The 23,191-nt window shown below is 73.2% G+C and carries 17 protein-coding genes and 1 pseudogene; 1 reads left to right on the forward strand and 17 read right to left on the reverse strand.

Annotated elements, in window-relative coordinates; genetic code table 11:
- Positions 1-62: 62 nt before the first annotated feature.
- The 14 genes and pseudogenes from ACWC5C_RS12210 to ACWC5C_RS12275 form a co-directional block, all read right to left on the reverse strand.
- Positions 63-1,652 carry an NADase-type glycan-binding domain-containing protein gene (locus ACWC5C_RS12210; protein ID WP_450875355.1) on the reverse strand — a complete coding sequence of 530 codons (1,590 nt, stop codon included), beginning with the start codon at positions 1,650-1,652 and terminating at the stop codon, positions 63-65.
- Entirely contained in the window at positions 1,649-2,221 is a 573-nt protein-coding gene (locus tag ACWC5C_RS12215) for a phage tail protein (protein WP_450875356.1), read from the reverse strand. The genes ACWC5C_RS12210 and ACWC5C_RS12215 overlap by 4 nt, the downstream gene beginning before the upstream one ends.
- A gap of 13 nt (positions 2,222-2,234) precedes the next feature.
- Complete coding sequence (locus tag ACWC5C_RS12220; RefSeq protein WP_450875357.1) at positions 2,235-4,202, reverse strand: putative baseplate assembly protein; 1,968 nt, start codon at positions 4,200-4,202, stop codon at positions 2,235-2,237.
- 107 nt (positions 4,203-4,309) lie between these two features.
- Positions 4,310-4,738: pseudogene (locus ACWC5C_RS12225) on the reverse strand (GPW/gp25 family protein); the annotation flags it as partial.
- Positions 4,738-6,642 carry a VgrG-related protein gene (locus tag ACWC5C_RS12230; RefSeq protein ID WP_450875358.1) on the reverse strand — a complete coding sequence of 635 codons (1,905 nt, stop codon included), beginning with the start codon at positions 6,640-6,642 and terminating at the stop codon, positions 4,738-4,740. The gene ACWC5C_RS12230 and the pseudogene ACWC5C_RS12225, both read right to left, overlap by 1 nt.
- On the reverse strand, positions 6,642-7,412 hold the full coding sequence (locus ACWC5C_RS12235) for a CIS tube protein (RefSeq protein ID WP_450875359.1): 771 nt from the start codon (positions 7,410-7,412) through the stop codon (positions 6,642-6,644). Before ACWC5C_RS12235 ends, ACWC5C_RS12230 begins: the two co-directional genes overlap by 1 nt.
- Positions 7,413-7,850, reverse strand: coding sequence for a phage tail protein (locus ACWC5C_RS12240; RefSeq protein WP_450875360.1), 438 nt, complete (start codon positions 7,848-7,850; stop codon positions 7,413-7,415).
- A 40-nt stretch (positions 7,851-7,890) separates the two neighbouring features.
- A complete protein-coding gene (locus ACWC5C_RS12245) occupies positions 7,891-8,127 on the reverse strand; it encodes a hypothetical protein (RefSeq protein ID WP_450875361.1) in 237 nt (78 codons plus the stop codon).
- Between the two features lie 3,672 nt (positions 8,128-11,799).
- Positions 11,800-13,167, reverse strand: a complete 1,368-nt coding sequence (locus ACWC5C_RS12250; RefSeq protein ID WP_450875555.1) for an IS200/IS605 family accessory protein TnpB-related protein — start codon at positions 13,165-13,167, stop codon at positions 11,800-11,802.
- A gap of 229 nt (positions 13,168-13,396) precedes the next feature.
- Positions 13,397-13,570: a DUF6760 family protein gene (locus ACWC5C_RS12255; RefSeq protein WP_450875362.1), complete on the reverse strand. Its 174-nt coding sequence runs from the start codon at positions 13,568-13,570 to the stop codon at positions 13,397-13,399.
- Positions 13,567-14,040: a hypothetical protein gene (locus tag ACWC5C_RS12260; protein WP_450875363.1), complete on the reverse strand. Its 474-nt coding sequence runs from the start codon at positions 14,038-14,040 to the stop codon at positions 13,567-13,569. Before ACWC5C_RS12260 ends, ACWC5C_RS12255 begins: the two co-directional genes overlap by 4 nt.
- Positions 14,040-14,483 (reverse strand): phage tail protein, encoded by a 444-nt coding sequence (locus ACWC5C_RS12265; protein WP_009715660.1) that lies wholly within the window; start codon positions 14,481-14,483, stop codon positions 14,040-14,042. Before ACWC5C_RS12265 ends, ACWC5C_RS12260 begins: the two co-directional genes overlap by 1 nt.
- A gap of 56 nt (positions 14,484-14,539) precedes the next feature.
- Positions 14,540-16,135, reverse strand: a complete 1,596-nt coding sequence (locus ACWC5C_RS12270) for a phage tail sheath family protein (protein ID WP_450875364.1) — start codon at positions 16,133-16,135, stop codon at positions 14,540-14,542.
- A 184-nt stretch (positions 16,136-16,319) separates the two neighbouring features.
- Positions 16,320-18,011: a PE-PGRS family protein gene (locus ACWC5C_RS12275; protein WP_450875365.1), complete on the reverse strand. Its 1,692-nt coding sequence runs from the start codon at positions 18,009-18,011 to the stop codon at positions 16,320-16,322.
- Between the two features lie 222 nt (positions 18,012-18,233).
- Here ACWC5C_RS12275 and ACWC5C_RS12280 point away from each other — a divergent pair, with 222 nt between their 5' ends.
- Positions 18,234-19,682 (forward strand): RICIN domain-containing protein, encoded by a 1,449-nt coding sequence (locus tag ACWC5C_RS12280; protein WP_450875366.1) that lies wholly within the window; start codon positions 18,234-18,236, stop codon positions 19,680-19,682.
- A gap of 15 nt (positions 19,683-19,697) precedes the next feature.
- On the opposite strand, the gene ACWC5C_RS12285 is transcribed toward ACWC5C_RS12280, so the two are convergent.
- From ACWC5C_RS12285 to ACWC5C_RS12295, 3 genes are read right to left on the reverse strand one after another with little or no spacing between them, the layout of a single operon-like run.
- The gene (locus ACWC5C_RS12285; RefSeq protein WP_450875367.1) at positions 19,698-21,842 is read right to left on the reverse strand and encodes an ATP-binding protein; all 2,145 of its coding nucleotides are present in this window, start codon (positions 21,840-21,842) and stop codon (positions 19,698-19,700) included.
- Complete coding sequence (locus ACWC5C_RS12290; protein WP_450875368.1) at positions 21,839-22,486, reverse strand: DUF4255 domain-containing protein; 648 nt, start codon at positions 22,484-22,486, stop codon at positions 21,839-21,841. Before ACWC5C_RS12290 ends, ACWC5C_RS12285 begins: the two co-directional genes overlap by 4 nt.
- The gene (locus ACWC5C_RS12295; RefSeq protein ID WP_450875369.1) at positions 22,483-23,127 is read right to left on the reverse strand and encodes a response regulator transcription factor; all 645 of its coding nucleotides are present in this window, start codon (positions 23,125-23,127) and stop codon (positions 22,483-22,485) included. The genes ACWC5C_RS12290 and ACWC5C_RS12295 overlap by 4 nt, the downstream gene beginning before the upstream one ends.
- Positions 23,128-23,191: the final 64 nt, after the last annotated feature.

The following is a 23,191-nucleotide window of genomic DNA, read 5'->3' on the forward strand; positions in this document are numbered from 1 at the left end:
GAGGGAGACTCCAGCGGGGCGGGAGTGTTCGGCGTACGGGGTTACGAACGGCCCGCTTTGGGTTACGAACGGCCCCCCTTGGAGGGGCCGAAGAACTCGATCTCGGCGATGGCCACCTGCTTCTTCCTGTCGGCTCCGTACGCCGACTGGATGGTGAAGCGGACCGCGGTGACGTTCTGCGCGCGGAACTTGCGGCGCTGGAAGCCCGCGCCCTGGTCGAGGTTGATTTCGCGGACGGTGGTCTTGCCGTCGTCCGTGGTGATGCGGGCCTCGATGCGGTGCGGGAGGGCGGACTTGGTGAGGGTGTCGCCGTGACCGGACTGGCCGGGCGTGATGCCGATGTCCAGCAGGCGGACCGGGTCCCGGAAGCGGGCCTCCAGCCACTCCCCCTGGGCGGACTGGTCGACGCCCGGGCCCCACCAGGAGTTGCTGACCACGTCGAACGCCTTCTCCGGGCCGTGCTCGGGGAACGAGCGCGACGCCTTGACGGAGTCCGGGTTGAGCGGGGCGCGCTTGGCGAAGTGGTCGCGTACGGCGCTGACGGCTGTGGGGGTCTGGAACAGGGCCCAGCCCACCAGGGCCAGCACCGCCGCGAGCGCCACCCAGCGCAGGATGCGGCCGATCTGGTGGCGCAGGCGGGGGCGGTCGCCCGCCCAGGGCTGTTCCCGGTTGCGGTAGTCGAGCATCCGCCGCCACCAGGGGAGGCGGGCCGGGTTCTCCGGACCCTGGGCCATCGGCATGGCGCAGCGGGCGCAGAAGTGGCGGTCGGGGCGGTTGGCGACGTGGCACCAGGGGCATGCGACGCCGCCGTGGTTGTCCGGCGCGACCGGGGCGCGGACCTCGGGGCGGGCCGGTTCCGGGCGGCCCGGGAGGACCGGTGCTACGGACGGGGGGCGCTGCGGTTCGCCCTGCGGGTCGGCCACGGGGACGAGGAGGGCCCGCGCCCGGTCCGCGTCGCTTTGGGGGTTCGGGGGCGGGGTGGGGTTCGCGTTCTGGTTCGGGTTCGGGTTCCAGTTCTGGTGCTGGTGCTGATTCTGGTGCTGGTTCCAGTTCCCGTCCGTGGGCGGGTTGTTGGGTGCGGGGGCGTTGGTCCCGGGCGCCGTCGCCCGGGGTACGGGACGGGTCGGGTCGGCATCGCCGATGGGGGTTCCGGTGGGGGTTCCGGTACGGGGCTGGCCGCCCCGGTCGGCCCCATCGGTACGAGGCCAGTCGTCAGCGCGCGCCGGGCCGGTCGGGGCCGGTGCGCCGGTTCGGCCATCGGCGTGTGGTGCCGGTGCGGAGGCCTGGCGCGGGTCCGGCGCACCGGGCGGCCAGGGCTCGCGGTCCTGGTGCGCGCGCGGGTCCTGGTCGCGGCGCTGTCCTTGCCCGTGGGCGGCGCTGGGGCCGCCCGCAGAGCCGGGCGGCGGGCCGAACCCGCCGGGCGCCGTCCCGCCGCCGTCGCGGCGGTCGGTCCCGGGTGCCGTACCGCCGTCGGCGGCCCGCGGGGCCGTACCGGAGGTACCCCGGCGGGGTGGGGCGGGGTCAGGGAGGACCGCGTTGCAGCCTTCGCAGAAGGACTGGCCCGGCTCGTTCCGCGTGCCGCACTCGTCGCAGGTCAGGGTCGGCTCTTCGGTGCCGCTGCCACGGCTGCCGGGGGCCTGACTGGGGCTCATCTCTGGGTGGTCCTTTCGGCTGCGGTCACCTGGACCGTGTAGGGCACGTGGGCGGGGCGGGCGGCGGACACGAGTTCGTCGAGGCGGTGTTCGTCGGCCGGGGTCGGGGACGGAAGGCGCAGGGTGACGTGCAGGCCGGGGCGGGGCTGGCCCGGGAACGAACCCCGGGGGCGGGCACTCCACGTGGCGCCGCCGCTCTCGGTGATCTCGGGTTCGACGCCGAAGGCGAGCCGTACCGTCTCGGCCAGGCCGAAGCGGGTGCCGCGCACCCGGTGCAGATACGCGGCGGCGGCGACCGCCGCGCGCAGCCGGGCCTCGCCCTCGGGGCGGTCGTCCTCGATGCCGTCCGTCTCGGCGCCGATCCACCAGCCCAGCCAGCGGGTGAAGTCGGCGGGGGCGAGGGCGGGGCTGAAGTAACTCTCCTGGCAGTCCAGGGTGTTGAGGATGGGCGCCAGCACCTCGTCCAGACCGGCGATGAAGCGCTGCGCGAGGTCGTCGTCGGCGAAGACGGCGGGCAGCATCATGCCGAGCGGGGAGGAGGAGGCCAGGCCGTCGATCGATCCCCTCATGTCGTGGATCCCCTCATGTCGAGTCTCCGATCACGCGGACGCGGTGGTCGTAGGAGAAGACCAGGGACGGCGCGTCGAGGTCGATGCGGTCGGTGCGGTCGCCGCGCTTGCCGGTCAGCGGGTCGGCGGCGTGCAGCCGTACCTCGTCGACCAGTTCCACCCCGGGCACCCGCTGCAGCACCGCGAAGATCTCGCCCGACTGGACCGGGCGGCCGAAGGGCCAGCCGGTGCCGTCGGCGCCGCCGGTGAGCGGGTCGAGGTGGCGGTAGAGGGCGTCGTGGGCGTCGCGCCGTACGCGGTCGGCGTCGACGCCCCGGAAGGCGTGCACCGTGGCCACGACGGTGACGCCCTGGTAGTACGGCGGACCGACGGCCAGCCGGGTACCGATGAGGCGGCGTTCGTCCAGGTAGCGGGTGATGCGCTGGAGGAGCGCGTCGGCGGGGACGAGCTGTTCGAAGCGGAGCCGCCCGCCGGGGTCGGGGACGGCGTGGGGGACGACGAGGACGCGTACCGCGTACGAGCCGTACTCCTCCACCTGGCCCTCCAGGCAGGTGATGCGGGCGGTCTCGGGGGCGGCGCGGCGGGCGAGTTCCTCGTAGTCCCGCAGGGTGACGGCGCGATCCTGGGCGCGCAGCGTGATGGGGGCGCGGGCCTTGGCCTCCTCGACGGTCTCGCCGTCGACCCCGCCCTGCGCGGCCTCCCGGTTGACGACCTCGGCGACGTACGGGACGGAGTCGCGGAGGGTACGGATGGCACCGCGCGCCACGTTGCCGGTGCGCCCGCCGCCGGTGCGGTAGCGGCGGGCGCGGATCACGGCGCCCTTGGGCGGGACGGCACCGTACTGGCGCAGGGTGCCGTCGGGTTCGCGGACGGCGGGGCCGAAGGCGATCTCGCCCGTCGCCGCGTCGAGGGTCAGGTGCCGTTCGTGCGGGCCGGAGGCGGCGAAGTGCGGGACGACGTCCCAGTCGGTCCAGCCCTCCTGCCCGGCGTAGTCGGCGACCTGGAGGTGGAGCGGGGGCACGTCGCCGACGACGGGGGCGTGGGCGAGCCGCAGCCGCTGGCCGGGCAGGCCGGTGGACTCGCCGAGCGCCTCGTCGTACACCGTCTCGGCGTGGACGGCGGGCACGGTGCCGCCCATGGTGAACGCCTCGGCGGACCGCACGGTGGGCGAGGTGGTGTAGAAGGGCTGGTCGGCGGCGGGTTCGGTGACCCGGCAGCGCAGCCAGCCCGCCTCCTTGCGGCCGGTGCGGGAGAGGATGTGTCCGCCGGGGATGTGCAGGACGACGTCGCCGGGGCGGTTGAGGCCGCCGGTGGTGTCCTGGTCGACCTCGCACTCCGTCCAGCCCTCGGCGGTCCACGCCTCCCAGACCAGCGGGGGCTGCCGGGGGTCGACGCCGACGCCGTCGACGCGGCTGTCGAGCCGCAGCGCGACGGCGCAGTGCGGGACGGCGGCGCTCAGCCCGAGCAGCATGCAGTCGCCGGGTGACGGGGATTCGGCGAAGCACATCAGGTCGGTGCCCTCGATGAGGTCCGTGGTGCGGTCGGTGACCTGTTCGCCGCTGTGCTGGACGGCGAGGTGGCGCAGTTCGCTGGGGATGACGGTGAGTTCGCGCTCGGTGGCGAAGACGACCGCGTCCTCGCTGTCGGCGCGCAGGGTGGCGGTCTCCGTGCCGACGGGCACGCGGACCGGGTCGTCCTGCGGCGCTGACAGCCAGAACGTGACGTCGGTGCGGGCGGCGGACGGCGGGAAGAGGGTGATGCCGACGAGGTCGAGGAAGGCCAGGTGGTTCTTCTCGGGGATCCGGTTGAGCCGGTACACGATCTGGTCGGCCATGTGGGCGACGGTTTCCACGAGGGTCACACCGGGGTCGGACACGTTGTGGTCGGTCCACTCCGGGGCGCGCCGCTGGATGTAGCGCTTGGCGTCGTCGACGAACTGCTGGAAGCGCCGGTCGTCGAGGTTCGGGGAGGGCAGTGCCATCAGCGATCGCTTTCGGTGGCCGGTCCGCCGCCGTGGCCGCGGCGGTTGCCGCCGCCGTCGCCGGGGCGGTTGCCGCCGCCGTCGCCGGGGCGGTCGCCGGGGCCGTCGTCGGGACCGGAGGAGGACGGGTCGGGGTCGTCGTGGGAGGGGATGACGTAGAACGGGAAGACGAGGTTGCGCGGGTTGTTGGTGCCGCGGATGACGTAGCGGACGTCGATGTAGAGCACCCCCTGGGTGTCGCTGTCGCCCGCGGTCACCTCCACCTCGCGCACCTCGATACGGGGCTCCCAGCGGTCCAGGGTGGTGAACACCTCGTGCTGGATGCGGCCCGCGGTGGCCTCGTTGACCGGGGCGAAGACCAGGTCGTGGATGGCGCAGCCGAACTCCGGGCGCATGGGCCGCTCGCCCGGGGCGGTCGCGAGCACCAGCCGGATGGCCTCCTCGATCTCGCGCTCGCCGCTGACCAGGGCGATGCCCCCGGTCGGGCTGATACGCAACGGGAAGGACCATCCGGAACCGACGAACTGCCCGGCCATCAGACCACCACCGGGATATGGGCGTTGATCGTGACGAGGCCGGTCAGGGCGACCGAGGTGCCCCCGACGGTGATCGCGCCGGGGGTCATCATCGTGAACGTCGCGGGCAGGACGTTGACCGCCCCGGCCGTCACGCTCAGCGCCCCGGTCTGGATCGAGCCGGTGCCGCCCTTGATGTTGAACGCGGCGCCCGCGGTGGCGGACAGGGCGCCGCCCGCCGTGATGTTCAGGGCTCCCCCGGCGTTCAGGTTCATGGTGCCGCCCGCCCGCAGACTCAGATTGCCGCCCGCCTGGACGGACACCGCCCCGGTGCCCGTGATGACGACGCTGCCCTTGCTGTCCACGGTGATCTGGGTCTTGGTGCGGTCCAGGTTGATGGTGAGCCGGTCGTTGCCGGTGCTCAGCCGCACCCCGCGCTTGCCGATCTTCTGGCTGAGCAGGTCGAGGCGGTTGTTCTCCCGGTCGGCGACGGTGTGCCGGGTCGCCTTGCCCTTGAGCGCGTCGTGCAGCGGTACGTCGCCCGGCTTCGGCTTGTCCTTGCCGTTGTAGAGGCCGCCGATGACGTACGGATGGTCGAGGGCGCCTCGGTCGAAGGCCACCAGCACCTCGTCGTTGACGTCCAGCGGGAAGACGCTGCCGCCGCCCACCCCGGCCCACTGCACGGTACGGGTCCAGTCGCTCACGTAATCCGGGTCCAGCCAGGGGAACTTGAGCTTCACCCGGCCCTGCTTCAGCGGGTCCTTCACGTTGGTGACGATCCCGTTGGCCACGGACGGCATGCGGGAGGCGGCCGCCGCGCCGCCGGAGGCGAGCCCGTACAGGGACCGCCACTGGCGGCCGCTGACGGTGACCAGGGTCGTGTACGGCTTGCTCTTGTCGAAGACGTGGCGGACACCGGTCGTCGTGTACTTGCCGTCGAAGGGCTTGCCGACGTCCCGCAGCGTCACCGGGATGTCGGCGCGCAGCTTGGGGTTGCCGTGGACGGTCACCTCCAGCTCGGCGAAGGCCGACGTCACGTCGTCCGCCAGCGCCTGCGCGGCCCGGCCGACCTCGCCCTGCTGGTCGTACGGGAACGCGGTGTCGACCAGCTTGGTCGCCTTGAACTTCGCCGTGCCCTCGCCCGGCTTGGCGCCGTTGGCGAGGGCCGGGTTGCTCTTGGTGGGCGCCTGGGCGGTGATGGCCTTCTTGCTCTGCACGTTCCAGCCGCGCGCCTGCGCCTGGGGCACCTGGTCGGCCGAGGTGACGGCGGCCCGGCAGCGCAGCACGTCCACGCCGCCGTGGAGCACGAACGGGCTCTTGTCGCCGTCCATGGTCGGCGGGGGCGCCCCGGAGGCGCTCTTGCGGCTGACGAACTGGAACTTCCCGTCCCCGTCCAGGAACATCACCTTCTTGTTGTCCTCGGCGAGCCGGGCGAGGAAGTCCCAGTCGGTGACGTTGTCCTGGGTGATGAAGTCGTAGGTGGTCTTGGTCGGTTCGATCCGGCCCACGGGGACCCCGCTCTTGCCGACCAGCCGCCTGGCGATGTCGGAGGCCCGCATGGAGGTGTATCCGGCCACCCGGCGCTGGCGCAGCATGCGGTGGCCGAGGTCGTAGCCACGGACGACGGTGAACGCGCCGGTGCTGTCGTAATCCGTCTCCAGCCCGGTGACCTCGCCGGTGAACAGCGGGTCCTGCGCCCCCTTGCCGCTGGCGACCGGCGCCAGGACCGCCTTGGAGCCGATGTCGATCTTCGCCAGGCCCAGCACCTTCCGCTTCGGGTCGCGGAAGGTGAGCTGGAACGCGCCGGGCACCCCCGCCCCGAAGTCCACCCAGGCCTCCGCCAGCAGCGGCGCGACCTTGATCGGGTGCAGCGGGGTGTCGTCCAGCTTGACGTGGATGATGCTGGAGTACGAGATCGGCGGCATCAGGCGGTCACCTCCTCGACGGCGGGCAGGATGAGTTCGGTGCCGGGCGCGAGGCGGGCCGGGTCGTCGATGCCGTTGGTCTCGGCGATCACCCGCCAGACGGTGGCGTCCCCGTACTCCCGCCAGGCCAGCGACTGCAGCGAATCGCCCGCCACGAGGCGGTGGACGCGGCGGGCGGTGAGCGCGCCGGACGTCGGGTTCTGCCCCTTCGTCTTGCTCGGTATCTCGTGCAGGCTCACCTGGCAGGTGGCGCGGATCGGCACGCCCGTGGTGCCGAACAGGGTGTACGTGACGTCCACGGACTCCACGTACGCGGTGAAGCGGGCCGTGGAGAACGAGCCCCACTGGAACACCACCCACGGCGTGGACGGCTGCTTCGCGGCGAGGCTGGACGCCGTCACCTCGCAGCAGGAGAAGAGCGACTCGACCTTCTTCAGCACCTCGTTGCTGTCCGGCTGGTCGGAGGAGTCGAGGAAGACGTCGATGTTCAGGGTGCGCGGCTCGGGCCCCATGAACTCCGGCTGCGAGCCGTCGCGGACGGCCGGGCTCGGGGTGTACTTCCAGTCCGTGCGGCGGCTCATGGTGAGCTGGGCGGGGTTGAAGTCGAAGTCGAAGTTCTTGATCAGCCCGCCGGGGGTGGTGCTCTGCCCTACCGGGGGCTCGTGGATCGCGAGCGAGGCGCGTACGAGGCTCTTGCCCGCGCCGCCTTTGCCTCCGCCTCGGCCGCCCTTGCCTCCCGCGCCGCCTTTGCCTCCGCCTTTGGTGACCATTTACGCCGCCCCCGCATCCGTGAACCCGTGGTGGGTGATCTCCAGGACCTCCGTGGCGACCGCCGGGCTGTCCGGGCTGAGCGACGGCCCCTGCCAGCGCACCGGCAGCACGTCGAGCAGCCCCCACTGCGCCACCACCGACCCGTCCGCCCGCAGCGCGGCGATCTGCCCGGTGGGGCGGGTGACCCCCGTGGTGATCGACGAGACCCACGCCGCCACCTTCGCCGTGTCGGGGGTGAGGGGGCGGGTCAGCCGGATGCTGGAGAAGGTGACGCGGGACGGCAGCTGCCAGACGAAGCCGTTGTTGCCGCCTTCCTCGTGGTGCTCGATCTCCACCTCGGACGACAGACCCTCGCAGCCGTTGAAGTACCCCAGGCTCTCGCCGTCGATGGTGAGGGTGAAGAAGATCGTGGATCCCGGGTCGAGATCACTGGGCATCGGGGGCGGCCTTTCTTTCTTATGGGTCGGGGCTCAGGGGTCATCGGCGTGGATCGCGCAACTTGCCGATCCGTTCGCGGTCGAGGCGGAATTCCGTTCTCAGCAGCCGGGTGAGCGGGCCGATGAGCCGGTGCACCAGCTCGTCGAACTGCCCGTCCGTCAGTGCCCGTGCGTCGAACTCGGCGGTGCGGTTCCGGCCGCGGGTGGTGTGCGCGGTGCGGCGTTTGCCGACGATGTGCTGCTTCGGGGGCGGGGCGGCCGCCGTCCGTGCGGGCATCCGCTGGATGGGCGCCGGGGCGGGGGCCGCCGGTGGCCAGTGGGTTGGGGGCGTTGCGGTCGTCGTTGCCGTCGTCGTTGCCGTTGCCGTTGTGGGGGTTGCGGTGGGCGTCGTTGCGGCGCTGCGCTGCACCGGCAGCGGGGCGGGCGGTACGGGGGCAGCCGCCCGCAGCCGCACGGGTGCGCCGTGGCCGTGCGGCGCGGGACCGGAACCGGGGCCGTCGGCCTGCCGCTGCACCGGCAGAGGCAACGGCCCGGCCCCGGGCGTGGGCGTGGGCATGGGCCACTTCGGCTGTGCGGGGCCCTGAGGTTGCGGTGACGCGGCGCCGTGCGGCGCGGCCGTTCGCTGCACCGGCGTGCCGGAAGGCGATGCGAGCGAGGCAGCCTGCACCGATGCGGAACCGCTCCCGCCACCCGGCGGGGCCGGGGACTGCGCCACGCCCTGCCGTTGCGGTGAGGCCGCACGCTGCACCGGCCGGTCGGCGCGGCCGGTAAGTCGCCGCATCGTGCGGCCGATCAGCCCGGTCGAGGGCGTAGGGGCGGGCGGGAGATCGTGGCCGCTGGCCGACGCGCTCGGGTCGGGCGCCGCCGAGCGCCGCGCCACCGGTCCGAGGCGGCGGAGCGGCACCGCCGTCGGCGCACTGCCGCGCTGTACGGCGGCTGCACCGGGCGGGGTCGCCGTCGGCAGCGCGGAGGTCAGGGCGCGCGCGGACGCCAGGGGAAGCGAGGCAGGGGCGGCCGGGCGGCGGTCAGCTTCCTTCCGCCGCACGGGCGGGGGAAGCGTCGCCTGCTGTGGCCGTACGAGCGGCAGCGGCGAGCCGGAAGGCGCCGCGACCGCGCGCTGTACGGGGGCCGAGGTGGCGGGTGGCGAGGCCAGGGGCGCGCCCAGGCCCGGGCGACGGCGGGGCGGGACGCCGCCGGTCGGTGCGCCCAGCCCCGTACCTCCGGGGCCGGGCCCGTTGGGGACGCGCCGCTGAACCGCAGGCGCGGCACCGGTGGCGGGCGGCTGCGACGGCCCAAGGGCCGTGAGCCCGGCGGACGTCTGCGCGCCCCCGCCCGGCGCCGAGTCGGACGCCGAAGGCGGAGCGACCCGCCGCTGAACCGGACTCACCGCAGGCGCGACACCGGCGGCGGGCGGCTGCGACGGCCCAGGGGCCGTGGGCGCTGCGGATGTCCGAGCCCCGCCGCTCGCGGAGTCGGGCACCGCCGGGGCAGACGCCGCTGAAGCGGCCTGCGCGGCCCGGCGGTGAACCGGACGCGCGGCGGGCACACCGGGCGTCGGCGCACCCAGCCCTGTACCTCCAGGCCCGGGGCCACGGGACACACGCCGCTGAACCGCAGGCACGGCACCGGCAGCAGGCGACTGCGACACCCCAGGAGCCGTAAGCCCGGCAGACGCCTGAGAACCGCCACCCCGCGCCGGGGCAGACACCGCCGGACCCGAAGCCGACCCCGGAACAGCCTGCGGGGCCCGCTGCTGGACAGGACGCGCCGCAGGCATCCCGGGCATCGGCGCGCCGAGGCCCGTACCTCCGGGCCCAGGAGCCGTGAGCCCGGCGGACGCCCGAGCCGCTGGTGCTGGCGCCGACGGAGTCGGGGTACCCGAAGCAGAGTCGGGCGCAGCCGACGGAGCAGCGGCCCGCCGCTGGACCGGACGCCCGGCGGGCACCTGAGCATCCCCGCCCTGCGCGGCCGCCGCAGAAGCGGAACCGGGCGCCGAAGCGGCCGGAGCCGGAGCAGCCTGCGCGGCCCGCCGCTGGACCGGCCCCGCCGCAGGCGCGCCGGTCGTCGGCGAGCCCAGCCCCGTACCTCCGGGCCCGGGGCCGTTGGGGACGCGCCGCTGAACCACAGGCGCGGCACCGGCACCAGGCGACTGCGGCACCCCAGGAGCCGTAAGCCCGGCGGACATCTGAGCGCCGCCACCCCGCACCGGGGCAGACGAAGTCGGAGCAGCCTGTCGCGCGGCCCGCCGCTGGACCGGACTCGCGGCGGGCGTGCCGGTCGTCGGTGCGCCAAGGCCCGTACCCTCAGGGCCAGGGCCGCCGGAAGCCCGCCGCTGGACCGCAGGCACAGCAGGCACAGCAGGCACCTGAGCGTCCCCGCCCCGCGCTTCCACGGCAGAAGCGGAGCCAGGCACCGAAGGCCCCGGACCCGAAGCGGGTCCCGGAGCACGCGCCGACGAAGCGGCCGGAGCCGGGCCCGCCGCCGGGGCAGACGCCGCCCGAGCGGAAGCCGAACCCGAAGCAGACGCCCCCGAAGTCGAAGCGGGCCCCGGGGCGGCCTCCGCGGCCCGCCGCTGCACCGCAGGCGCGGCACCGGCAGCAGGCGACTGCGACGCCCCAGGGCCGGTGAGCCCGGCAGACGCCTGAGAACCGCCACCCCGCGCCGGGGCAGACACCGCCGGACCCGAAGCGGCCCCCGGAACAGCCCCCGGAACAGCCTGCGGGGCCCGCTGCTGGACAGGACTCGCCGCAGGCATCCCGGGCCTCGGCGCGCCGAGGCCCGTACCTCCGGGCCCAGGAGCCGTGAGCCCAGCAGACGCCTGCGCGCCTCCGCTCGGCCTGCTGCCTCGCACCGGCCCCGGTGGGGGGCCGGGGGCGGAGCCCCCGGTTTCGGGAAGGGGCGGGGTGGGGGACAACTCCCCCCGGACCACGACCGTCCCTTCCCCACGGGACCGGGGCGGCCCCGGCGCCGGGGCCGCTGGCGCCGAGTCGGACGCCGAAGCCGCGGCGGCCCGCCGCTGAACCGCAGGCACGGCACCGGCAGCCGACGGCTGCGACGGCCCTCCGGCGGGCGTCTGAGCACCACCGCCCCGCGCCGAGTCGGACGCCGAAGCCGGAGCGGAACCGGGCGTCGGCGTGCCCAAGCCCGTACCGCCAGAGCCAGCGTCACCCGACACACGCCGCTGGACCGCAGGCACGGCGGGCGCCTGAGTCGACGCCGCCGAAGCGGGAGCAGGCGAACCCGGAGCAGGCCCCGACGCGGCCGGAGCCGGGGCGGAGCCCGAAGCCGAAGCGGGTGCCCCTGGAGCAGAAGCCGAGGCAACCCCCGCCGGGGGCGGGCCCACCGCCCCCGGAACCGAACCCGACGCCGACGCAGGCGCAGGCGCCGCCGCAACCGGCCGCGTCGGGCGGGTCGTTGGTAAGGCGCGGCGTTGTACGGGCGGGGCCGTGGTCAGGGTCGGGGGGCGGGAGGCGCTCGGGGGGACCGGGCGTACCCGGGGGCCCGTCGGCGGCACGGCGGCCTCCACGGACGGCTCCGGCCGGGACATCGGCAGGGCCGGCGCGGGCTCGCCGAGGCTCGGGGACGGGGTGCCCGACGCCCTGAGGGTGCCCCGGACCAGGCCGCCCGGCGCGCCGTCCAGCACGGCGTGCGAGAGCGTCCCGGTGAAGGACGGGTTCTGCCAGGTGCTGAGCGTGCCGCCGAACCCGGGGTCGGCGACGCCGCGCGGGGGCCGGGCGGCGGCCGTGGGCTGGATCGGGGGAAGTCCAGCCCACGCGGCCGCCGCCCGGCGGTCTGTACGGTCGTCAGCGGACGCGCCCGGCGTCCCCTCCGCGGGTGCCGGACGGGCGTCCTCCCCAGGCGCCCGCCCGGACGTCTCTCCGGGCGCGTCGGCTGCCGCCCCGTCGCGCGGCACCCGCGACTGGCCCCGGAGTCTGTCGAACAGTCCCATCTACCGTTCCTCGGGACTGAGCGGGAGTGAGTCCTGTTTCCAGGACGACTGTCGCGCAGCCGCGTGCTCCGAACGGTGTTGGGCACGCTGGTCGCCCGCTTTCGCTCCGCTGCCGGGCGGCACGGATCCTGTCCGTGGTCCGGGATGGCGGGGGCGGGGTTCCTCACGCCGTCGGGTCTCCGGTCTGGCCTGGGCGGTCCGATGCCCCGCACGATCGCTCTGGTCGTGTGGGGGCGGTGCCGTCCGTCGCCGGATCGGATGTCCGAGGGCGCGTCGCCCGATCGCGATGCTTGCCGCATCGTGCCGGGAAACCTTGCGCTTGCTGGTACTCAGGGGCTGCTGCCAGTGCTGGGCGCCCCAGCGGGAGGTATAGGCCGGGTCGACCGCGACGATCGCGATGTCCTGCTCGGCAGCCATCGCCACCAGCCGCGCCTTCAGCTTCGCGGTGGGGAAGCGGGAGATCAGACGCCGGAAACGCTTGTTGCGGCCGTACTTCTCCCGGCACCGGCCATCGGTGAAGTCCAGGTCCTCGATCGCGATCGCCCCCGCCCCGCTGGCACGGGTGTGGTGCAGCAAGCTGGTGAGCGCATGCCGGATCTGGGCGTCGCGATGCTGGGCGCTACCCGCCAGGTCGTAGAAGTAGCGGTGGGGTTCACCGACCGGGTTGCCGTGGGTGTCCAGGCGCCAAGCGGCCAGGTGGTCGTCGTTCATGTCGACCGCGACCACACCCCGGGCCAGCGCGGCCTCCAAGGGCAGGGCCGGGGCGGGGGTGCGCTGCCAAGAGCAAGAGGCGGTCACATACCAGCGGTCCCGGGCCACATCGTGGTGGATGCGGTAGGCCACCGCCCGGTTCGCGGTGATGCGGTCCCGCCACTCCTCACTCCGGTGATGGAAGGCGACCGTCGCGTCCAGCACATACCGGCCGTGTGGTGCCTTGGCCAGACGGGCCAGCGTGGCAGGGAGTTTGACCGAGAGCTGTCCGGTGGCGGTTATGCGGATCGTCTCGTTGCCCAGGGGCTTGCCGGACTCCCCGTCCGCGGACAGGAACATCCGCACCGCTTTCCACCGCTCCCGCCACGCCTGCTCACTCAGTCCTGCCTGGTCCAAGTGGTGGCGCAGGTGCGCGAGTTCCTTCCCGCCGCGCACCACCCGCACGCGCCCCGCAGTCCAGTCCGCCTCCACCCCGGCCAGCCGGGCGAGCAGCGCGTGCAGGCGCCGGGACTTGGCGTGCCACTCGGCCCGCGAACCGTACCCGCGCGGCACGACTTCCCGCTTGTCCGCCTTCGCCCCCAGCGGACGCGCCAGCCGCGCCTCGGCCAGCACCGCCGCATCGATCTCCGACACACGTAACCGGGCCCGGATGGCCATCCCCGCTGGGCCGGGCACCACGAACGGCGCCACCACCTCCCGCACCCCGCCCAAACCCTTCACCCCCACCCGGCATCGAAAATCCTGTCGGCCCGTCCAGCGACCCCTGTCCACAAAGGTCACGCATTCGATGAACAAACTTCCGTTCCTATCGGTCCAAAGCCCGCAGGCACGTCTCGGCCGGTGGCGACAGGCTCACTTGTGCTTGCTGAAGCGCACTCATGCACGGTCAAGGGCCAGCAGTTCCGAACCCCTCCGTGGCGCGGGTGACGAGAGAGGCGATCTCCCGCGCGTAGCGCCGCCGGTCGCCGTGTTCGAGGTCCAGGATGTCCTCCAGGCTCCAGTGGAAGTGGTAGGCGATGTACGCGATCTCCTCGTGGAGACGGTCGGTCGCGTACGTCACGATTCCCCCAGGCGGCTCCCGCCCAGCTCCACCTCGAAGGGCTGCTCGCAGTGCGGGCAGGTGACCCCGGCCCGGGTGTGGCCCTCGGCGTTGACCTGCCGGTAGAAGTCCTGGAGGAAGGCGAGGTCGGAGGCGAACATGTTCTCCACCACGCCGTCGTGCACCGAGGTCAGCCCGCCGAGCCGGGTGATGACCCGGCCGAGGAGCACGACCGACAGATAGGCCGGGTTCTCCTGGACCCGCACATCCCGCAGCGGGATCAGCTCGTCCCGGGCGGTCGCCAGCCGCATGGTCCCGGTGCGGTGCACCGTGCCGGACTCGTCGACGTAGCCGCGCGGCAGCTCGAAATCGAACTCGGTGCGAAGACGCTGCGGTTCGGGCTCAGGAGCAGGAGCAGGGGAAGGAGCCACGGCCGCCTCGGGCGGCGGGGCGGCTTCCGCTGCCGGCGCGCGGACGGCCGTGCGGCGCATTACTCGATTTCCAGTTCTTCGAAGGTGATGGTGACGGTCTCGGTCAGCGCCGAGGCCTCACCGGCCTTGACGGTGCTGGCGTCGATCTTGCTGCACCAGGCGTTGCGCAGGTTGTACCGCTTGACCGGGTTCAGCTCGTAGTCCATCACCATGATCGTGGCGTTCTTACGGGCCGTGGACATCTGGCCCTTGATGGACTGCTGGATCCACTGGGTGAACGCCGGGGACGGGGTCATACCGCGCACGACCGTGCACTGGCCCGCCTTCTGCACGCCCGGCATCTTGCTGACCTTGGGCTTGCCCTGCGCGGAGACCTGCTGGTACTCGATGACGTCCTGCTCGAAGCTCAGGCCGCTGACCTCCTGGAGGTACTCGACCATGACGCCGTCGATCTGGATGCCGAAGTTATGTGAGGTGAAGGAATCACCGGGCGAGAGGCTCATGAACCGCTGTCTGTCCTTCTGCTGTTACCGATGGAAGTGTTGGGGGAACGCGGCCGCTACTCCTCCAGCTCGCCGCTGCCGCTGCTGAACTGGGCCAGCCGGAAGATCACGAACTCGGCGGGCTTGACCGGCGCGATGCCGATCTCGCACACGACCCGGCCCACGTCCACCGACTCCGGCGGGTTGGTCTCCTCGTCGCACTTGACGTAGAAGGCCTGCTCCGGGCTGGAGCCGAACAGGGCACCCGCGCGCCACTCGTTGACCAGGAACGCGGAGACGTTGCGCCGGATACGGGCCCACAGCTGGTGGTCGTTGGGCTCGAAGACCACCCACTGGGTGCCGATCAGGATCGACTCCTCCAGGTAGTTGAAGTACCGGCGGATGTTGATGTAGCGCCAGGCCGGGTCGGAGGAGAGGGTGCGGGCGCCCCAGACGCGGATGCCACGGCCGGGGAAGGCGCGGATGCAGTTGACGCCGATCGGGTTGAGCAGATCCTGCTCGCCGCGCGTGACCTGGTTCTCCAGGTCCACGACACCGCGCACGACCTCGTTGGCGGGAGCCTTGTGCACACCGCGCTCGAAGTCGTTACGGGCCCAGATACCGGAGACGTGACCGCTCGGCGGGACCATGCGCCCCTGGCCGCTGGCCGGGTCGAAGATCTTGATCCAGGGGTAGTAGACGGCCGCGTACTTGGAGTCGTAGCCCGCGGTCTCCTGGCGCCACACCCGGATGTCACGGGCGTTGAGGCCGGGCGGCGGGTCGATGACGGCGACGCGGTCGCCCATCAGCTCGCAGTGCGCGATCAGCCCGAGCTGGACGGCCTTGACCGCCTCCAGGTCGATCGCACCGCGCTGGTAGGCGGCCATCAGGTCGGGGACGGCGACCATGGAGATCTCGTCGACCGCCTCCAGGCCGCCGAAGCCGGTGCGGTCGGCGGAGTCGCCGAGGTACTCGGCGGGGCCGGGGTGGGCGGCCGACGTCTGGGCCGGGGCACCGGCCGGGGCCGGGGCGGCGGGGGCGGGGCGGACCAGGGCGACGGACTGGTTCTCCGGCCGGGCCAACTGCGCGGCGGGGGCCGTCTCCTGGACGGTGATCAGCTTGGAGCGCTCCTTGACCTGCGTGACGACGTAGGAGCGGTTGCCCTTCTTCGCGGACACGTCGAAGGTCTCGGCGACCCTGCCGTCGTCCTTCACGATCAGCTTGAACCGCTCGGCCGGACCCTCCCCCTCCGGGTCGGCCACCTCGACGCTGAGCGCGCCGCCGGGCGTGAGGGCCCGTACGGAGAACGTGCCCAGCTCGGCGGGGGCGCCTGCGGGCAGTTCGGCCGGAGCGGGGCCGGACCCCGTCACAGCGGCCGGGGCACCGGCGGTCACGGCGTCCTCGTCGGCCGATCCGCCGACCCGGACGACGTACGCGGCGGAGCCGCCGTTGTTGAAGAACCCGTAGACGGAGTGCGCGAGGTAGTAGCTGTCCGTGAACTCGCCGAAGGCGGCCACGTACTGGGACCAGTTGGTGACCAGAGTCGGGGTGTTCAGCGGCCCGGTGGGGGCGAGCCCGACGAAGGCGGCCACCGAGGTGCCCACCCCCTCGATCGGGCGGGAGCCGCTGGCGACTTCCTCCACGTAGACGCCCGGCGACAGATACGACGGCATGCGCTGTGCTCCTCGGGGTAAGGATGAGGAAGAACGTAGGACCTTCACACCCTTGACCGGGCGGCGAGCGCCCGGATAGGTCCCCCGGGCCCTATCCGGGGGCAGAGCGGGTGCCCGAAGGTATGGGCGGCGCCAGGCGGGCAGACCCCGGGCCGCCCCTTTCCCGACCCGCCGCGCCCGGTTTTCAGGTGGTCTGCCCGTAGAAGTGCTGCCGCGGTCCCACGAGCTGGTGGTACAGCGCCTGCCGCTCGTCGGAGCCGTCCGTGGTCTGGTCCAGCTCGGCGTACCAGCGCTGCTTGATGTCGTCCAGGAACCCGCGCCAGTCCCCGCCGCCCTGCGCGTCCCCCAACTCCTTCAGATCCACATAGCGTTCGTCGAGCTTGTCCCGCTTGTGGCCGTGCAGAACCGACTCGGGGTTGGCCGTCGCCTCGGTGGACCGGAAGTCGTGGGTGTAGCCGACCGTGCTGGGCTTGTCGGGGCCGGTCGTTTCGATGCCGACCTGCAGGGCGCCGTCCGTCTTCTTGGTCGGCGCGGTGAAGACCAGCAGCATGTGGCCGTGCGATCCGGTCGGCAGCACCACATCGCCGTTCCAGTCCTTGGAACCGAAGCCGCCACCGGGGATGTCCAGACCCGACAGGTCCGGACCGCCCGGCAGGAACTTGTTCCCGACGGCGACGAGGGGCCCGCCCGTCTCCTTGAACTTGCCCCGCTTGTCGCCCTTGTTCTTCCCGATGTCATTGCCGTGCGTGGCATAGGGCCGCGGTTCGACGTGCTCCGCCAGCCCGTCCCCCTCGGTGACGCCCAGGAAATCCGTCAGGGCCGCGGCCGGCTCCCCTTCGCTCAGGGCCGGGATGCGGATGTTGACCCGGCCGCCGTGTGCGAGGGCCCGGACGACGTCACCTTCGCGGTAGTCGAGGTGCTTCTTCTGCTTCTTGTCGTAGATCTTCAACCCGTGCTGGAGGACGAGAAGGACGTGGGTGAAGACATCGCGGGCCTTGTCGGCCTTCGCCCGGTGCGCGGTGACGTGCGCCTTGTTCGCGTCGGCGTGCATGTCCTGGGGCGGAATCGCGGCCGGGTGCAGCGTGCGGACGGCGGTGTCGCGTATCTGCTGGTCGCGCTCGTCCCTCAGGGGCTGCTTCTGGTCCTCCGTGAGATTGCGGCCCTTGGTATGGAAGAAGCGGGCGAGCGTGTAGTCCGGGGTGTCCGGGATGGGCGCGCCCTGCAGATGGTTGTTGAAGGCCAGGGTCGCGGTGAGGACGCGCTTGCCCGCGGGGAGACGCAGCCAGTCCTTGTAGTCGCCCTTCCTGGTGTACTCCTGGGCTTCGGAGATGGTGCCGATGCCCACGTCCTTCAGCCAGTCGGGGTTGACCGTCGTCAGCGCCCCGATGTCCGCCAAGTCCGTCGCGCCGAACACCTCACCGGCGAGCACCCGCCGGTCCAGGGTGCGCCTCAGGCGCATCTTCCCCTCCGGCATCCACTGCTCCGGATACCACGTGCCCGGCGCCCAAAGGCTCACGACCGCCTTCGTCTCGATGGTGTGACCCTCGATCGACCGGCTCAGCCGCTTGATCACCTCCTTGCCCTTGGGATCCTTGGCGCCCTCGGCATCCTGGGCGTCCTGGGCGGGCTCGGCGACGGCCGCGCTCGCGCTCGACTCCCCCGCCCGCTGGACGACCGGCCGCTCCTGCCCGATCACCTGGCTCGCCGCCGCGTTGCCCACCCAGCGCTGGAGGGCGATGGCCCGCCCCGGCGACATCGCGCCGCCGGGCCCGGGGCGGGCGTCCGGCCGCTCCGTGGCGCGGTCCGGTACGGGGCGGACCAGGGCCCTGGACCGGTCGGGGGACTGGTCGTGGTCCGGCTTTCGTCGCGCGTGCATCGGCCGTCGCCTCTCCTTGATCCGGTACGTCCGCTTCCTCGGTACGCCCGGCGCGGGCGCGGCGGTAGAGGCGCCGGGGCAGCCTTCCCGGGACCTCGGGGCAGTCCGGGCCGCCCCGGTGCCCGGAGGCGGCCCGGCGGGGCAACGGGCCCGCGCCTTGAGGCAACGGAAGGTGCCCCGCCGCCTGCGACACGCGGCGGACGCCCGCCATAGCGTCGTGAGGTGAGCCTTTGGACCTCTCTGGAACCCGCCTCGACCACCGTGGACCCCGGCGGTTCGGCCAGCGTGCGGCTGCGGTTGCGCAACACCGGCGACGTCGTCGACGAGTACCGCTTCGTACCGGTCGGCGAGCTGTCCCCGTGGACGACCGTGGAGCCGCAGACGCTCCGGCTGTACCCGGGGACGACCGGCACGGTGGAGCTGACCTTCGCCCCGCCGCGCACGCCCGACGCCGCAGCCGGGCCGAACGCGTACGGGGTGCAGATCATCCCGACCGAGCACCCGGAGGCCACCACCGTCCCCGAGGGCAACGTCACCGTCACGCCGTTCAGCGAGGTGCGGGCCGAACTCGTGCCGCAGACGGTGAAGGGCCGGTTCCGGGGGCGTCCCAAGCTCGCCGTGGACAACCTCGGCAACGTCAAGCTCACCGCGTCCATCAGCGGCAGCGACAACGGCGACCAGATCTCGTACGACATCCACCCGGCCAACGTCCAGATCGAGCCCGGCCGGGCCGCGTTCATCAAGACCACCCTGAAGCCGCGCCAGGTCATCTGGGCCGGGGCGAAGGAGTCCCGGCCCTTCACCCTCTCCGTGCAGCGCTCCGGCGCCGAACCGCTGCCGGTGCAGGGCACCTACGAACAGCCGGGGCTGATGCCGCGCTGGCTGGGCGTGTTCTTCAGCATCCTGGTCGCGGTGACCATCGCGTTCGTCATGATCTGGTTCTCGTACAAGCCGCCGGTGGGCACCCGCGCCCAGGACCGGACCGAGCAGGCCGCCGCCTCCGCGGTGCCGACCCCCGAGCCCTCGGCGCCGAGTTCCGCGCCCGCGTCGAAACCGGCGTCCGAGCCGACGCAGCAGCCCGGCGGGGACGGGGACGGAGACGGGAACGGCGCCGGTGGCGGTGGCGGTGGCGGTGGCGGCGGGGGCGACAAGCCCAAGCCGAAGCCGGTCGACCCGTTCGCCAAGGTCCTGCTGCGCAACGGGACCACGCAGAAGTGCGCCGCCCCGAAGGAGAAGGGCGGCAAGGTGGGAGGAAGAGTCGCCCAATACCCCTGCGACGGCGCCAAAAAGGGGGAGTTGTGGAACCTCGAAACGGTCTTCAAGGGCAGCGGCCCGAACAACGCCGACCTCGTCCAGATCCGCAACACCGTGGACGGGCTCTGCGTCGACCTGCCCGAGACGGGCGCGGCCCCCGCCACCTCGCCGATCACGGAAGGGCCCTGCACCCGCAAGATGGACGACAACCAGCTGTGGTGGCTGGAGAAGCGGCCGAACACCAACGGACTCCACTGGATCCGCAACTACAGCAGCAGCAACCTCTGCCTGGACGTCGCGGGCTACGCCTCCAAGGGTGAGGACCGGGCCGACGGCACCAACCTCACCCTCTTCGACTGCTCGGACGACGACGACCAGACCTGGTTCATCGTCAAGCCGGACGCCCAGCAGCCCTGAGCGGGCGCGGGCCGCTCACCAGCTGACGTCGTCCAGCACCAGGCGGCCCGCCTTCCGGTACTCCCGCCGCGCCCCGGCCAGCAGATCGGCGCTGGTCACCGGCTCGCCACGGCCCGCCGCCGCATACGCCGCGGTCACCACCGCGCTGCGGATGGAGCCGCCCGCCAGCTCGAAGTCGCGGGCGCACGGGCCCGGGTCGATGCCGTCCTCGCACGGCACATGGGCCAGGCTGTGCCGCCACAGGGCGAGCCGCTGCCCGGGGTCGGGGAACGGGAAGTCGACCACCGTGTCCAGCCGCCGGGTGAACGCGTCGTCGATGTTCGCCCGCAGGTTGGTGGTGAGCAGGGCGATGCCGTCGAACGCCTCCAGCCGCTGGAGGAGGTACGCGCTCTCCAGGTTGGCGTAGCGGTCGTGGGCGTCGTTGACCTCGGAGCGCTTGCCGAAGACCGCGTCCGCCTCGTCGAAGAGCAGGACCGCGTCGGTGCGGTCGGCCTCGGTGAAGATGCGCTCCAGGTTCTTCTCGGTCTCGCCGACGTACTTGTCGACCACCGAGGACAGCTGGACGACGTACAGATCCAGGCCCAGGTCCGCGGCCACCACCTCGGCCGACATCGTCTTGCCGGTGCCGGACTCCCCGGCGAACAGCGCCAGGACGCCACGGCCCCGCCCGCCGCCCGCGCTCAGCCGCCAGTCGCCCAGCACCCGTTCGCGGTAGCGGGCGCGCAGGGACAGTTCGTGGAGCTGGCCCAGCGGCTCGGCGGGCAGCACCAGATCGCCCCAGCCGACGTCGGGCCGGATGCGGCGGGCGTGGTTCTCCAGCCCGGAGGCGGAGTGCTGACGGGCCGCGCGCCGCAGATGGTCCGGGGCGAGCGGGGCTCCCTCGAAGGCGGCCAGCTTCCGCGCGGACCGCGCGGCCCGGCGGACGCGCTCACCGCCGAGCCGGTACGGGGCGACGGTCGCCGCCAGGTCGAACCCGGGGTCCTCCGACGCGTCGACGCCGAGCGCGGCCGCCCAGGCGTCCACCCCGCCCGAGGGCAGCCGGTCCACCTCCAGCAGCAGCGGATCGCGGTCGCACCACTGCGGGTCGTACGGCCGCGCCCCGGTGAACAGCACCGGTACGTCGCGTACGGACAGCGCCTGGATCAGCGGGCCCGGCCGGTGGGGCAGTTCGGATACGACGATCCCGAGGCCGCGCAGCCGGGCCTCCCGCAGCAGCTCCCGCACCGGGCCCACGGGGGCGGCGCGATGCCGCTCGGCGTCCGGCCCTTCGTCGGCGCCCGCGTGGCCCGGGGTGTAGTGCAGCGCGCCGTATCCGGCGGCCCGCAGCGCGGTGGTGGCGCACACCAGGCCGTCGCCCTCGCGCTGTTCGCGCAGGTAGACGATGTGCGGTGCGGCGCCGAGGTGTTCGGCGAGCCGCTGGGCGAGCGGGCCGCCGTCGCCCTCGGGTGGGGGTACGGAGCGGAGGTGTCCGTCGAGCGCCGGGTCCGGGGTGTCATCGCCCAGCAGATGGGAGATCAGCCGGTCCGGGACGCGCAACGAGCGGCTGAGGAAGGGGCGCTCCAGCTCCTCGACGACCAGCAGGCCGAGTTCGGCCAGCGGCGCGGTGGGGTGGAAGCGGGCCCGGGCCGTGGGATGGGCGGCGGGCAGACCGCACAGGTCGAGCACCAGCCCCACGGTGGCGCGACGGCGGCTGACGTCGTCGTTGAGGTACCCGTACAGCGGCTCGAAGCCTCGGTCGAGGTCGGGGGCGAGAGCGATGAGCAGGGCGGCGGTGTCCAGCTCGGTGAGGCCGAGGTGGAGGGCGAGCCGGTGCAGCCGGTCGCCGTCGCGCGGCGGCTCGTCGCCGGGCGCCGCCGGTACGACGGCGTCCCCCGGTGCGACGGCGTCCCCCGGTGCGACGGTGTCCGCCGGTGCGACGGTGTCCGCCGGTGCGACGGCGTCCCCCGGGCCCGGCTCGTCGGCGGTCCGCAGCAGATGGCGGCGTACGGCGTCGTCGGTCAGGTAGAGGCCGCGCAGCGGGTCGGCCGCGGTGGGGTCGCCCGCGCTGCGCCGCTCGACCAGGACGGCGGTCCGCTCCCGCAGCCGGGCGAGCCGGGTGAGCAGCGCGCCCGCCGGGTCGCCGGGCGGGGCGTCGTGCACGAGCGTGGCGCTGTCGGTCACCGGGCGCGTTCTCCCGTGGTCGTCGCGCCGAGGTGGCGCGGCTGGGTCATCCGCTCGCCGTCCTCGGCGCCGTCGATCTCGCGGGCGCGCACCAGCGTGCCCTCGGTGACGGGCGGCCCGGCGTCGTAGTCGGGGTAGGCCGGGAACGGCACGGTGACCACGAGGTCGATCGACGGCTTGAGCGTGCCGCCGAGCGCGGACCAGATCTCGGCCAGCGACCGGGCCTCGGTCTGCACCCCGGCGACCGTGAGCGGCACGCTCAGGCCCAGTTCCGCGAGCGGCTCCGGCAGGATGCTCGGCGGCAGCAGCTCCTGGGGCATCAGCGTGGCCAGCGCGGCGGACAGCAGCCGGTGTTCGTCCTCGGGCCGCTTCGTCCACGCCGTGAGCAGGTACGACAGCCGGAACCAGCGCGGCGGACGGCGGCGGCGCACCACGATCCCCTGGCCGTCGCGGACGACGGCCGCGCCGCGTTCGCGCCGTTTGACGTCCTCCCGGATGTCGTACAGATAACAATCCAGGGCCGGGGCGTTGCGCCGGGCCGACCATTCCTTGGTCGGGGCGTCGAAGGCGATCTCGATATCACTTCCGGCGAGTGCGCCGCCCCGCAGCAGCGTCCGCAGCAGTGCGTCGACTTCGTGAATCACGAGATGTATCCCTCGCGCAGAGCGTAGGCCACGGCGTGTGCGCGATTGCGCAGATCCAGTCGGGTGGTCAGACCTTGCATGATGTTCTTGACGGTCCGTTCCGAATAGGACAACTTACTAGCAATTTCCCCAGTCCCCATTCCGTCCGCGACCAGCCGCAGGACGTCGATCTCGCGCGGGGCGAGCCCGGAGGGGGGCTGGGCGGCGGAGTGGCCCGAGGTGCCCGGCCGTAAGTTTCCGACCTGGCTGATCAGCCGCCCGAGCAGGTCGGAGGGCAGGTCGCCGTCGCCGTGGAAGGCCGCGGTCACGGCCCGGAGCAGCCGCCCGCCGGTGGCCTCGTGCCGCCAGACGATGGCGCCGACGCCGCATTCGATGACGTCCAGCAGCTCCGCCTCCCGGATCAGGCTGACCACCAGCACGGGGTGCAGCCCCTCGCTGCGGACGAGCCTGCGCAGCTGGGAGAGGAGGGCCTGATCGGGGGACTCGGCGAGCAGCACGGCCACACCGTCGCCGCTCGCGGCCACCTCGTCGACGAGGTCGACTTCCGGGTGCTGCCGCAGCTGACTGATCGTCCCTTCCCGTGAGATCGGATCCGGCGCGTGCACCACGACCGGAATCTTTTTCTCGGGTTTCGCGATCACCGAATGGAAAGTTCCGCGCACTTTTCCTCCCCTGCCGCCGCGATGGTACGACAGCTCCCGATAA

The sequence above is a fragment of the Streptomyces sp. NPDC001700 genome, from assembly GCF_053596435.1.

Coding starts and splice junctions, on each gene's coding strand:
- ACWC5C_RS12210 (WP_450875355.1), bottom strand. CDS start 1,652: ATGAGCCCCAGTCAGGCCCCCGGCAGCCGTGGCAGCGGCACCGAAGAG.
- ACWC5C_RS12215 (WP_450875356.1), bottom strand. CDS start 2,221: ATGAGGGGATCGATCGACGGCCTGGCCTCCTCCTCCCCGCTCGGCATG.
- ACWC5C_RS12220 (WP_450875357.1), bottom strand. CDS start 4,202: ATGGCACTGCCCTCCCCGAACCTCGACGACCGGCGCTTCCAGCAGTTC.
- ACWC5C_RS12230 (WP_450875358.1), bottom strand. CDS start 6,642: ATGCCGCCGATCTCGTACTCCAGCATCATCCACGTCAAGCTGGACGAC.
- ACWC5C_RS12235 (WP_450875359.1), bottom strand. CDS start 7,412: ATGGTCACCAAAGGCGGAGGCAAAGGCGGCGCGGGAGGCAAGGGCGGC.
- ACWC5C_RS12240 (WP_450875360.1), bottom strand. CDS start 7,850: ATGCCCAGTGATCTCGACCCGGGATCCACGATCTTCTTCACCCTCACC.
- ACWC5C_RS12245 (WP_450875361.1), bottom strand. CDS start 8,127: ATGCCCGCACGGACGGCGGCCGCCCCGCCCCCGAAGCAGCACATCGTC.
- ACWC5C_RS12250 (WP_450875555.1), bottom strand. CDS start 13,167: ATGGCCATCCGGGCCCGGTTACGTGTGTCGGAGATCGATGCGGCGGTG.
- ACWC5C_RS12260 (WP_450875363.1), bottom strand. CDS start 14,040: ATGCGCCGCACGGCCGTCCGCGCGCCGGCAGCGGAAGCCGCCCCGCCG.
- ACWC5C_RS12265 (WP_009715660.1), bottom strand. CDS start 14,483: ATGAGCCTCTCGCCCGGTGATTCCTTCACCTCACATAACTTCGGCATC.
- ACWC5C_RS12270 (WP_450875364.1), bottom strand. CDS start 16,135: ATGCCGTCGTATCTGTCGCCGGGCGTCTACGTGGAGGAAGTCGCCAGC.
- ACWC5C_RS12275 (WP_450875365.1), bottom strand. CDS start 18,011: ATGCACGCGCGACGAAAGCCGGACCACGACCAGTCCCCCGACCGGTCC.